This is a genomic window from Zunongwangia mangrovi, assembly GCF_900112105.1.
Taxonomy (GTDB): Bacteria; Bacteroidota; Bacteroidia; order Flavobacteriales; family Flavobacteriaceae; genus Zunongwangia; species Zunongwangia mangrovi.
Genome location: NZ_FOKV01000001.1, coordinates 144085 through 156805, shown reverse-complemented (window position 1 = coordinate 156805; position 12721 = coordinate 144085). Strand labels below are relative to the sequence as shown.

The 12721-nt window shown below is 36.9% G+C and carries 9 protein-coding genes; 6 read left to right on the top strand and 3 right to left on the bottom strand.

What is annotated here, in order from left to right:
• Positions 1-3 precede the first annotated feature (3 nt).
• Positions 4-228 carry a hypothetical protein gene (locus tag BM201_RS00595; protein ID WP_092539462.1) on the bottom strand — a complete coding sequence of 75 codons (225 nt, stop codon included), beginning with the start codon at positions 226-228 and terminating at the stop codon, positions 4-6.
• A gap of 181 nt (positions 229-409) precedes the next feature.
• On the opposite strand from BM201_RS00595, the gene BM201_RS00590 reads away from it, so the two are divergent.
• Positions 410-1942 (top strand): AsmA family protein, encoded by a 1533-nt coding sequence (locus BM201_RS00590; protein ID WP_139219093.1) that lies wholly within the window; start codon positions 410-412, stop codon positions 1940-1942.
• On the opposite strand, the gene BM201_RS00585 is transcribed toward BM201_RS00590, so the two are convergent.
• Positions 1939-2766, bottom strand: a complete 828-nt coding sequence (locus BM201_RS00585) for a universal stress protein (protein ID WP_092539460.1) — start codon at positions 2764-2766, stop codon at positions 1939-1941. The genes BM201_RS00590 and BM201_RS00585 overlap by 4 nt on opposite strands.
• Positions 2767-2926: 160 nt before the next feature.
• Here BM201_RS00585 and rimP point away from each other — a divergent pair, with 160 nt between their 5' ends.
• Genes rimP through infB form a run of 3 tightly spaced genes read left to right on the top strand, consistent with a single transcriptional unit; the run spans position 2927 to position 7479 of the window.
• Entirely contained in the window at positions 2927-3391 is a 465-nt protein-coding gene (gene rimP, locus BM201_RS00580; protein WP_092539459.1) for a ribosome assembly cofactor RimP, read from the top strand.
• A 10-nt stretch (positions 3392-3401) separates the two neighbouring features.
• Positions 3402-4634: a transcription termination factor NusA gene (nusA, locus tag BM201_RS00575; protein ID WP_092539458.1), complete on the top strand. Its 1233-nt coding sequence runs from the start codon at positions 3402-3404 to the stop codon at positions 4632-4634.
• A gap of 46 nt (positions 4635-4680) precedes the next feature.
• Positions 4681-7479, top strand: a complete 2799-nt coding sequence (gene infB / locus BM201_RS00570) for a translation initiation factor IF-2 (RefSeq protein ID WP_092539457.1) — start codon at positions 4681-4683, stop codon at positions 7477-7479.
• Between the two features lie 155 nt (positions 7480-7634).
• On the opposite strand, the gene BM201_RS00565 is transcribed toward infB, so the two are convergent.
• On the bottom strand, positions 7635-8024 hold the full coding sequence (locus tag BM201_RS00565; RefSeq protein WP_092539456.1) for an SPOR domain-containing protein: 390 nt from the start codon (positions 8022-8024) through the stop codon (positions 7635-7637).
• A gap of 224 nt (positions 8025-8248) precedes the next feature.
• Between BM201_RS00565 and BM201_RS00560 the strand changes: the two genes are divergently transcribed.
• Both BM201_RS00560 and BM201_RS00555 read left to right on the top strand, forming a co-directional pair.
• The gene (locus BM201_RS00560) at positions 8249-9598 is read left to right on the top strand and encodes a c-type cytochrome (RefSeq protein ID WP_092539455.1); all 1350 of its coding nucleotides are present in this window, start codon (positions 8249-8251) and stop codon (positions 9596-9598) included.
• A 47-nt stretch (positions 9599-9645) separates the two neighbouring features.
• Positions 9646-12711 carry a TAT-variant-translocated molybdopterin oxidoreductase gene (locus BM201_RS00555; RefSeq protein ID WP_092539454.1) on the top strand — a complete coding sequence of 1022 codons (3066 nt, stop codon included), beginning with the start codon at positions 9646-9648 and terminating at the stop codon, positions 12709-12711.
• The last annotated feature ends 10 nt before the right edge of the window (positions 12712-12721 follow it).

Sequence of the window (12721 nt, the reverse complement as noted above, 5' to 3'; positions counted from 1 at the left end):
TAATTATTCGCCGTCAACCGTTCCGTCTTCCTGTTCCTGTGAGATGTAGTCTTTATCTACCGGTAAAAATTTATTGGTGATTTTAGTAAGCGCAAACGCGATGATAACAGCGGTAAATGCAAAGAAAATGAACTTAACCAATAAACTGTCACTCATAGCAAAACTGTAAAATGCCAAAAATATTTCAGCAATTATAAACAGAATCTTTATGGATAATTTAAGGATCATTGGTTATTTAGTTGATTGTTGCAAATATAGTTTGTAATCTCTTAATTTTTGTCACAATTTATCAGGTTTGACGAAAATTTAACGTAGCTTACTTTTTCATCATAAAACTTTTAGTTAAATATTCTTAATCCTGTAATGGGCTTTAGTTAAAGGTTGTACATTTCAACTAAACCCCTGTATTTTGAAAAGAAAAACTAAAGTTGTTATTTCCATTTTTGCTGTTCTAATCCTGTTCTTTGTAATAGGATTGTTTCTGAACTCTTTTGTCGAGAAAAAAGCAGTCAACTTACTTGAAAAGCAGTTACCCGAATTGCAATTTGAAGATCTCCAAGTTCAGGTTTTTAAAAATGCTGCTGAATTAACCAAAATCGACCTAACTAGAGGCGAAGTTAACATTCAATCTGAGCGATTAAAGGTTTCTGGGCTCGATTATTGGAAATTTCTTACTAAAAAGAATATTGATCTTAATCAAATTGAAATTAATGATCCTGAAGTTGTCTACCAAACAAAGTCTTCTGGTAAGAAATCTTCATTAAATACAAGTAGTGACAACAAAAGTTCTTCAGGTTCAGGTAAGCTTAATAAAAAGATTTCTGTTAAAGAAATAGTTCTTAATCACGCTAAATTTACTTTATTAGATAGTACTTCAGAAGAAAAAATAAAAGTCAAAACCTTCGATTTTCAGCTTCATGATCTAAAGATCGATAGTACCTCGGTTTCAGAAAAAATCCCATTTAATTTTAGCGATTTTGCGCTTAAGGCAGATTCGGTTTTTCTTAAAGTAGACGAAAGACATGTGATGAAGGTAGTTTCAATCGAAATTCATGAGAAAAATAGTGCACTAAAAGGACTAAAATTAGAATCTATTTATTCTAAACAGGAATTTCAGAAGCATACACGCGTCGAAAAGGATCGTTATGATCTAAGGATAGATAGTATTGCAATAGCTAGTCAGGATTTTGGTTTTCAGAATGACAGTGTGAAATTTCAGTCATCTAAATTTTTAATCGATAATGTAGATTTTCAGATTTACAGGGATAAGATGCAGCCTAAGGATAATTCTGTTAAGCCTATGTACAGTGAAATGCTTAGAAAACTGCCATTTTTGTTGAAAATAGATACTTTGGAGGTTGAAAATACCCGAATCGTTTACGAGGAACGGATGAAAGCAGACCGGCAACCGGGTAAAGTTGTTTTTGCTAATGTAAACGGAGAAATATTCAACTTAACTAATTATAGCAATAAGGCTCAATTTCCCTCTACACGAGTTGTTGCTGCTGCAGATTTTATGAATGAAGCTTCGTTGCAATTAAATTGGTCTTTCAAGGTAAATAATCTTAGTGATTGGTTCAATATTTCGGGGAACATGAGTTCGCTTTCAGCAAAAAATATGAATGGGTTTCTAAAACCCGCCATGAACGTTAAAGCTGAGGGGGAAATTACTAATATGGATTTTGATTTTTCGGGCAATCGGAATAAAGCTACCGGTGGAGTAAACATTGCCTATAAAGATTTTAAAATTGAAGTACTAAAAAATGATGGCACAGAAAAAAGCGGATTTCTAACAACTGTCGCCAATATTTTCGTAAAGCATAATGGCGAAAGTGGTAGAAATGTAAATGAAGGTCTTGAGATAACCCGGGATAAAACCAAATCTTTTTGGAATTATCTTTGGTCTTGTATTAAAAAAGGAGCGCTTAAAACCTTTGTTTAGATCTTAAAAGTGATTACAGGTCGCTTTGCGTGATTTACAAGATCTTCACTAATGCTTCCGTTAAAGAAGTGAGCCAGCCCTTTACGGCCATGTGTGCTAATGCCAATAAGATCAGCTTTAAATTTTTCAGCAAAATTTAAAATTCCTTTTTCCACACTTACATCATTATAAATATGCTTTTGCACGTTATTGTAGTTCATTTCTTTTAAAAATTCATCTAAATCTGCATAGGCTTGTTTGCTTGTCGTGAAATTATTTGGTGTATTTACGAAAAGCAAATTCAGTTCTGCATCAAAAAGTTTAGCAAATTCTATGGCTTTTAGTAGTGTTTTTTTATTGTCAATTTCAGTATCTGTAGCAAAAATGAATTTCTCAATATTAAAATCTGGCGTTGCTTCTTTGATAACTAAAACCGGAATTTCAGATTGTCTAACAACTTTTTCTGTGTTAGAGCCAATAAACATTTCCTGAAATCCGCTACTGCCGTGTGAGCCCATTACGATAAGATCGCAATTATTGTTTTTAGCGAATTCTGTTATACCTTTAAAAGCGTAATTAAACTGAACAGCTTCACCAACTGCAATATCATTTAAGTATTCCTTTTCTTTAATATTGCTGAATTGCATATGTGCTAGCTTCATAAAATAAAGGGCTTCGGGCACATTTTGGCTATTTCCCTGCACTGGGTCGATAAGACTTAAAGGGAGATCTAACATATGAAGTAAATAGATTTCAGCTTCAAATTTCTTAGCGATTTTTGCAGCAATTTTTAGAGCATTTTCCGCTTCAGCAGAGAAATCTGTAGGTACAAGAATCTTTTTCATGGCTGGAAAGATTATAAATGTTTAATATCTATCTTAAATTTACGAAGATTTTTGCCTAAATGCCTGGTTTTCTTTCTCGGGAATTATTATTATATTTGCACCGTTGAAACTAAAAAAAGTACAGCGAGGGGACATAAAGTCCCCTCTTTTTATAACCAGTATGGAGTTGAAGGAGAACGTAGAAAAGTTACTACAAGAAGCATTCGAAGAGAATAATTCATTATTTTTGATTGATCTTATTGTAACACCAGATAATCAAATTAGAGTGGTTATCGATGGCGATAAAGGTGTCTCTGTAGAAGATTGTATAAATGTGAGCCGTAAGGTAGAGCACAATTTAGACAGGGAAGAAGAGGATTTTTCTTTAGAAGTGACATCGGCCGGAGTATCCGAGCCGCTACAAATTCCCAGACAGTATAAAAAAAATATTGGCAGAAAGTTGCAGGTTAAAACTGAAAATGAAAAATTTGAAGGAAATTTAATCGAAGCTACAGAAGACAATATTAAACTTCAATGGAAAGCACGTGAACCTAAACCTGTAGGAAAAGGAAAGGTGACGGTAGAGAAAGAAGCTGTATTAGAATATTCAGCGATTGTTGAAGCAAAAGTTATGATAACATTTTAATTGTTTTAGTATGGAAAATCTCGCCTTAATAGATTCATTTTCAGAGTTTAAGGATGATAAGTTGATAGATCGTGTAACCTTAATGGCGATCTTGGAAGATGTTTTTAGAAATGCTTTAAAAAAGAAGTATGGTGAGGATGATAACTTTGATATCATTGTAAACCCTGATAAGGGGGATTTGGAGATTTGGAGAAACCGTGTGGTGGTAGCCGATGGTGAAGTTGAAGATCCAAATCAGGAAATATCTCTTACAGAAGCTCGTAAAATTGAGCCAGATTTTGAAGTTGGCGAAGATGTTTCTGAAGAAGTTAAATTAAAAGATCTTGGACGTAGAGCGATTTTGGCATTAAGACAAAATCTTATTTCTAAGATCCATGAGCATGATAACACAAATATCTATAAGCAGTTTAAAGATCTTGAAGGTGAGATCTACACTGCAGAAGTTCATCATATTAGACACCGTGCAATTATTCTTTTAGATGATGAAGGTAACGAAATCGTATTGCCTAAAGACAGGCAGATTCCTTCAGATTTCTTTAGAAAAGGAGAGAATGTTCGTGGTGTAATAGAAAGTGTAGAATTAAAAGGGAATAAGCCTAGCATTATTTTATCCAGAACTGCACCTGCATTTTTGGAAAAATTATTTGAGCAGGAAATTCCTGAGGTTTTTGATGGTTTAATTACGATCAAAAAAGTTGTTCGTGTACCTGGCGAAAAAGCGAAAGTAGCAGTAGATTCTTATGATGATAGAATCGATCCTGTAGGAGCTTGCGTGGGTATGAAGGGTTCTAGAATCCATAGTATCGTACGCGAACTTGGTAACGAAAATATCGATGTGATCAATTATACAAATAACGATCAGTTATTTATTACAAGGGCGCTGAGTCCTGCTAAGATCACATCTATAAAAATAGATGAAGAAAATAAAAGGGCTGAGGTTATGCTTAAGCCTGAAGAGGTTTCTAAAGCTATTGGTCGTGGAGGCCATAATATTAGGCTTGCAGGGCAATTAACAGGTTACGAAATTGATGTGTTTAGAGAAGGAGTAGAAGAAGATGTTGAATTATCTGAATTTTCTGACGAAATCGAAGATTGGGTGATCAAGGAATTTGCAAAAATTGGTTTAGATACGGCAAAAAGTATCTTAGAGCAGGATGTGAATGACCTTGTTAGACGTACCGACCTGGAAGAAGAAACCATTCGTGAAGTAATGAACGTGCTTCGCGAAGAATTCGAAGAATAATTTATTGTAGTTAATAAACAAAAGAGGTTAATTTAGAGGGCAATTTATGGCTGAAGCAAAAACAATGCGATTAAACAAAGTATTACGTGAATTCAATATTTCGCTAGATCGGGCTGTAGAGTTTTTAAACTCTAAGGGGCATGATATTGAAGCACGTCCTACTGCTAAAATCTCTCAGGAGACTTATAAGGTTCTTTTTGATGAGTTCCAGACAGATAAAAGCAAAAAAGTAGCTTCTAAAGAAGTTGGTGAAGAGAGAAAGAAGGAGAAGGAAGAGCTACGCTTAGCCCGGGAGCGTGAGCAGGAAGAGAAAAAGAAGGAGCAGGAGAAAAAAGAGCAGGAAAGACTTAAAGAAGAGCAAGAGCGTAAGAAGGAAGAGCAGGAAGCTCTTGGTGCTCGTACTAAACTTTCTGGTCCTAAAACTGTAGGGAAGATCGATTTGGATAAACCCCAGGTTGAAAAGAAAAAGGAGGAGCCTAAAAAGGAAGAAAAGGTAGAGAAAGCTCAGCAGGAAAAGCCAGCCCAAAAACCAGCTGAAGAAAAGCCTAAGCCTAAAACTGATACAATTAAAGATCAGAATACAGCCCCTAAAAAAGAACAGCCTAAGCAGCAGGAACCTAAGAAAGAAACTCAGGAGAACACTGAAGCTGCAAGCCAGGATGAGGTATCAAACCGTATAAAAACAAATTATACGAAATTAGATGGTCCTAATTTTACTGGGGAGAAAATAGATCTTTCTAAGTTTAAAAAGCCTGCTAAGAAGAAAGACGATAAAAAGACTGCTTCAAACAACGACGATAAAAAGGGTAACCGTAAAAAACGTCGTCGTAGAATAAGTAAAGATGTAAAAGGAGGTCCTAATCAGGGTGGTGGAAATAATAACAACCGTAAAGGACGTAACAATAAGCAGCGTAGTAGGCCGATCGCTAAAGAAGAGCCTAGCCAAGAAGAAGTACAAAAACAAGTTAGAGAAACTCTTGAAAAACTTCAGGGGAAATCTAGCAAAGGTAAAGGTGCTAAATACCGTAGAGATAAAAGAGATCAACACCGTCAACGTTCAGAAGAAGATCTTGCAAAACAAGAATCAGATTCTAAAGTACTTAAAGTAACCGAGTTTGTTACGGTAAGTGAAGTAGCGACGATGATGGATGTGCCGGTAACTAAGGTTATTTCAGCTTGTATGTCTCTTGGTATGATGGTAACCATGAACCAAAGATTAGATGCAGAGACTTTATCTATTGTTGCTGAAGAGTTTGGTTACGAAGTTGAATTTGTAACCGCAGATGTTGAGGAGCCAACAGATGAAGATCAGGATGCACCAGAGGATTTACAGGATAGAGCGCCAATCGTTACCGTAATGGGTCACGTAGATCACGGTAAAACATCTTTACTGGATTATATTCGTAAAGAAAATGTGATTGCCGGTGAAAGTGGGGGTATTACACAGCATATTGGAGCTTACGGAGTAAAACTTGATGGAGGGCAAAAGATTACTTTCCTTGATACTCCTGGTCACGAAGCCTTTACGGCGATGCGTGCTCGTGGAGCCCAGGTAACTGATATTGCAATTATTGTTATCGCTGCAGATGATGATGTGATGCCACAAACTAAAGAGGCGATTTCACATGCGCAGGCTGCTGGTGTTCCGATTGTATTTGCGATTAACAAATCAGATCTTCCAACAGCTAATCCAGAAAAGATTAAGGAAAAGCTTGCTGCAATGAATCTTCTTGTTGAAGATTGGGGTGGTAAAATTCAATCTCATGATATTTCAGCAAAAACCGGTCTTGGTGTTAAAGAGTTATTAGAAAAAGTACTTCTTGAAGCAGAAATTTTAGAACTTCAGGCTAACCCAGAAAAGGTTGCTAACGGTACTATCGTTGAAGCTTACCTTGATAGAGGACGTGGTTACGTAGCTACAGTTCTTGTTCAGGCAGGTACGCTAAAGATTGGAGATTATGTATTGGCTGGTCGCCATAGTGGTAAGATCAAAGCGATGCATGATGAAAGAGGTCACGAGATCAAAGAAGCTGGTCCATCAACTCCGGTTTCTATTTTAGGTCTGGATGGTGCGCCACAAGCAGGAGATAAGTTTAAGGTGATGATCGATGAGCGTGAAGCTAAAGATATTGCTTCTAAACGTACACAGTTACAACGTGAGCAAAATGTTAGAACGCAACGTCATATTACTTTAGATGAGATTGGTCGTCGAATTGCATTAGGCGACTTTAAAGAGCTTAATATTATTCTTAAAGGTGATGTGGATGGATCTGTTGAAGCATTAACCGATAGTTTCCAGAAGCTGTCTACTGAAGAGATTCAGGTGAATATTATTCATAAAGGTGTTGGTGCGATCACAGAGAGTGACGTATTGCTGGCTTCAGCTTCAGATGCGATCATTATTGGATTTAATGTGCGTCCTGCTGGAAATGCAAGACAGGTTGCAGATAAAGAAGAAATCGATATTAGAACCTATTCTATTATCTATGATGCGATCAATGATCTTAAGGATGCGATGGAAGGTATGCTTTCTCCAGAACTTAAAGAAGAGATTACTGGTACTGCTGAAATTAGAGAGACATTTAAAATCTCTAAAATTGGTACTATCGCAGGTTGTATGGTAACCTCTGGTAAGATCTACAGAAATGCTGGTGTTCGTTTAATTAGAGACGGCGTAGTGATCTATACAGGAGAGCTGTCTTCACTTAAGCGTTTCAAAGACGATGTTAAAGAAGTAGCTAAAGGATACGATTGTGGTATGCAGGTTAAAAACTACAATGATATCAAAGAAGGAGACGTTATTGAAGCTTTTAGAGAAGTAGAGGTGAAGAAAACCCTTAAATAGTTATTAGACTTACGTAAATAGAAAGGCCGCATTTGCGGCCTTTTTTATTTATAGTCTTCTTGCTATTCTTATTTGATAGCGAAAAAAACCAAGGCTTAAAATGATTAATATCATTTTAATTTATCCTAGATTTGACAGGTGTATTATTGACTATATTATTTTCTTTTTGGTTTAGGAATAAAAGCAGAAGGATAGGTTTCTTTTATGACTAAAAGTGCTCTGTCTGCTTCTAATCGATTTCTAAAATTTCCAACCCAAACTTTATAATTTGGCGCTTCATATTTTATCCTCGCAGGGTAGTCATATAGCGATTCATAATCCTTTATTTCTTCGCTAGCTTCGCCATTGCTTCCACTAAATAGCTGAATTACAAATCGATCGCCAATATTGTGTGATTTTTGAAGCTTTACTTTCGTTTGTATTAATTCTGCGATCATTTCATCTTCAGAAATGTTAATTTTTGCGGAATCCTCTTGGCAGCTGGCTACGCCAGTAAAACTTAAAAAGGTGCCGAGCATTAGGTTTCGGAAGCTTAAAATATTCATAGTTATGATTTTATAGACAAATGTAAAACTAAATAACTGAGATTCTATCTATTTTATTATTTAGAACTAATATAAATTACCTATTAACGCTTCTCTAACATAAACAAAATCCAACTTAAGTATTACTTTTGTGCCTGAATTTAATGGTGCGATTCTAAGTTTTTACGTACAGATTTTAGTCTTAAAAACCGTACCAAAGTTTAGACGTTAATTCAACTTATAATATGAAAAAGGTGAAATACCGCCACTCAACTTCGCGATTGCTCTTAATTGTAGCGCTTTTTCTATCGTTCACAGTAACGAGTTTTGCTCAGGATTCCACAGATGTCGAGGCTGGCGAGCCAGCGACAGCTGCTGATGCAGCAGATGCTTCAGCTTCTGCAGAACTAGGAGATCCCGAAGCAGGAAAAGGCTTGTTTAATTCTTTATGTGCAGCTTGTCATAAACCGTATTCAGCAAGTATTGGTCCTGCTTTGAATGGTGTGACTTTAAGACATGATAAAGAATGGCTTTACGCATGGATTAAAAACAATGCTGAGCTAAGAGCTTCTGGTGATGCAGATGCTGAAGCAGTTTATCAGGAATACAATGGTACTGCGATGCCAGCTTTTCCTCAATTGTCTAATGAAGATATCGATAATATTCTTGCTTACGTAGAGCAACCAGAACCAGAACCAGCTGCTGCTGCAACTGGAGGTGCAGGTGCTGAAGGCGGAGAAGGATCTGGTGGAGGTGTTTCTGTAAATATAATCCTTGGGGTTTTAATATTTGTACTGGTAATGTTACTTGTTGTTTTATTCTTGGTGAATAAAACATTAAAGAATTTTGCTGCTGCAAGCGGAGTAACACTTCCAGAGAGACCATCAAGAAAACCAATTTGGCAGGCATTTGTAGAAAACCAGTTTTTAGTATTGGTGTTTTCTATCGTTGTTCTATTAGGTGTTGGTTATTTTGCTTACGGATTTTTAATGCAGGTTGGCGTAGATCAAGGTTATCAGCCAATTCAACCAATTCATTATTCACATAGAATTCACGCTGGGGACAATGGTATTGAATGTAAATATTGTCACTCTTCAGCGCGTGTATCAAAAACTTCAGGAATTCCATCTTTAAATGTATGTATGAACTGTCATAAAGCAATTTCAGAAGTTGCTCCAGAAACAGCTACTGCAGAACACTCTAAAGAATTCTATGACGGTGAAATCGCTAAGCTTTATGATGCCGTAGGATGGGATCCTGCTACTAGAACATATTCAGGAGATCAAAAACCTGTGAAATGGGTGAGAATTCATAATCTTCCAGATTTTGTTTACTTTAACCACTCTCAGCACGTTTCGGTTGCTGGTGTTCAGTGTCAACACTGTCACGGTCCAATTCAGGAAATGGAAGTTGTACATCAGGAAGCACCACTTACTATGGGATGGTGTATTAACTGTCACAGAGAGACTGGAGTTCAGATGGAAGGAAATGAGTACTATGAAAAGATTCATGAAGAGCTTTCTAAAAAGTATGGGGTAGAAAAGCTTACCATTGCTGAAATGGGAGGTCTTGAATGTGCAAAATGCCACTATTAATAACTGCGTAAGCAGATATAAATTAAGAAGTTAATATCTAGATATATATGTCATCAAACAAAAAATACTGGAAAAGTGTTGAAGAACTAAAAGGTAGTTCTGTTGTTGAGACGCTAAAACAAAAAGAATTTGCAGAAGAGATTCCTGTTGATGAATTTCTTGGAGATGAAGAATCTTTAAGTAATTCAAAAACGTCTAGAAGGGATTTCCTAAAGTATGTTGGGTTTAGTACAGCTGCGGCTTCATTAGCTGCTTGTGAGGGTCCGGTTGTAAAATCGATTCCCTACGTAGTTCAGCCAGAGAATATTGTTCCTGGTGTAGCAAATTACTACGCTTCTACTATTGCAAATGGTTTCGATTTTCAAAGCGTATTGGTTAAGACTCGTGAGGGCCGTCCAATAAAAATTGAGAATAACGACCTTGCTAAAGTAAAAGCTGGTGGCGGTGCTCGTGTTAATGCTTCAGTTCTTTCTTTATATGATAAGAAAAGAGTGAAGCGTCCTATGATAGACGGTAAGAATGTTTCTTGGGAAGAATTCGATCGTCAGGTTGGAGCTGCTCTAAACGGAGTTTCAGGAGATATCGTTTTGTTAACTCAAACTTTCGCAAGTCCAAGTACTACAAAATTAATTCAGGAATTCAGTGCAAAATATTCAAATGTAAAACATGTTGTTTATGATGCCGTTTCTGAGGATGCTGCTCTTTCAGCTTTTGAATCTAGATATGGAAGAAGAGCATTACCAAATTACGACTTTAGTGAAGCAGAAGCGATTGTTTCTGTTGGTGCTGATTTTCTAGGTGATTGGCAAGGTGGAGGATACGATGTTAGTTATGCTAAAAGTCGTGTTCCAGAAAATGGAAAAATGTCCAGACACGTGCAATTTGAATCTAATCTGTCTTTAGCAGGTGCGAAGGCAGATAAGCGTGTTCCGGTTAAACCATCGCAGCAAAAAGCAATTCTAGCTGCATTGTATGGTTATGTAGTTGGTGGTGGTTCTACAAGTGAATTACCTTCTAATATTGATGATGCTGTTGTGAAAGCTGCTAGCCAGTTAAGAGAATCTGGAAGTAAGGCGGTGGTTGTTTCTGGAATTCCAGATGCAGACGCACAATCATTAGTGTTAGCAATTAATGAGGCTTTGGGTAGTACAATTATGGATACTGATAATGCGCGTATGACCCGTCAGGGAAATGCTGCTCAGGTTTCAGAACTTGTACAGGATATGAATTCCGGTAGTGTTGGTGCTGTAATGGTAGTTGGCGTAAATCCGGCTTACAGTTTGCCAAATGCTCCAGAGTTTGTTGAAGGATTAAAAAATGTAGAAGTTTCCGTTTCATTTACCATGAAAGAAGATGAAACAGCTAAACTTTGTAAATATGTAGCGGCTACTCCACATTATTTGGAGAGCTGGGGTGATATCCAGTTTACAGATCAGCAATTCAGTTTAATGCAGCCTACAATTAGGCCGTTATTTGACACGCGTCAATTTCAGGATTGTTTATTAAAATGGTCAGGAAATAGCCAATCGTATAGTGATTATATCAAAGAAACCTGGTCTGGTAACTTATCAGGAGGCTGGAATCAAGCACTGCATGACGGTGTTTTTGAAGGAACAAGTCCTGTTGCTGTAGGAGCTTCAGAAGACTTTACTTCTTCAAATAATGATGCTTCTTCTTTAAGAAAAGTAGTTTCTTCTTCTCAGGAAGGAGGTGAGTATGAACTTACTCTTTACACTAAAGTTTCAATGGGAGATGGAGAGCAGGCAAATAACCCTTGGTTACAAGAGCTTCCAGATCCTATTACTAGAACTACCTGGGATAATTATTTAATGATCTCTAAAGCCGATGCAGATAAACTTGGTTTAGAGAATGAGATAGTTTCTAATGGAGCTTTAAACGGTAGTTATGTAAACATTAGTGTTGGAGATACTACTGTGAAAAATGTTCCAGTTATCGTACAACCTGGTCAGGCTAAAGGTTCTGTCGCTCTGGCGCTAGGTTACGGTAAGAAAGAAGGAATGCAAAAGGAAATGCAGGTTGGGGTTAATGCTTACCCACTGTATAAAAACTTTAGTTCTTTCCAGAATGTAACTATAGCGAAAGCTGAAGGAACGCATGAGTTTGCCAGCGTACAAATGCAAAGTACACTTGCAGGACGTGATGATATTGTTAAGGAAACAACACTTTCTGTTTTAACTAACAAAAGTAAACACGAATGGAATAGTGTTCCTGAGGTAGATTATAATCACCAGGAAATTCCTGTTAGTGATGAGAAAGCTGATATTTGGAGTGCTTTTGATCGTACTATAGGTCATCACTTTAATCTATCTATAGATCTTAATGCTTGTACTGGTTGTGGTGCTTGTGTGATTTCTTGTCATTCTGAAAATAACGTACCAGTTGTAGGTAAGGATGAAGTAAGAAAGTTTAGAGATATGCACTGGTTAAGGATCGATAGATATTATTCGGCTGGTGATACTTTCGTTGAGGAGCAGGAAAAGCTAGAAAACCTTCCGGCTTTCGAAACTTACGATACTATAGAGGATCCATCTTATGATAATCCACAAGTGGCTTTTCAGCCTGTTATGTGTCAGCATTGTAACCATGCGCCATGTGAAACTGTATGTCCAGTAGCGGCAACATCTCACGGACGTCAGGGGCAAAACCAAATGATTTACAACAGATGTGTAGGTACAAGATATTGTGCAAACAACTGTCCTTATAAAGTAAGAAGATTTAACTGGTTTAATTACGCTCAAAACGAAGAGTTTGATTATCACATGAACAACGATCTAGGTCGTATGGTATTAAACCCAGATGTGGTAGTACGTTCTCGAGGAGTTATGGAGAAATGTTCTATGTGTATCCAAATGACACAAAAAACTATTCTTGATGCTAAGCGTGAAGGAAGAGCTATCAAAGATGGCGAATTCCGTACTGCATGTTCAGCGGCTTGTGATACCGGTGCAATTGTTTTTGGAGATGTTAATGATAAAGAATCTAAAGTTTCCAAATTACAGGAAGATGATAGAACTTATCATTTACTTGAAAGTATAGGTACTAAGCCAAACGTAATGTATCAGGCTAAAATCACCAATACTGCTGAAGCATAATAATTAAGTA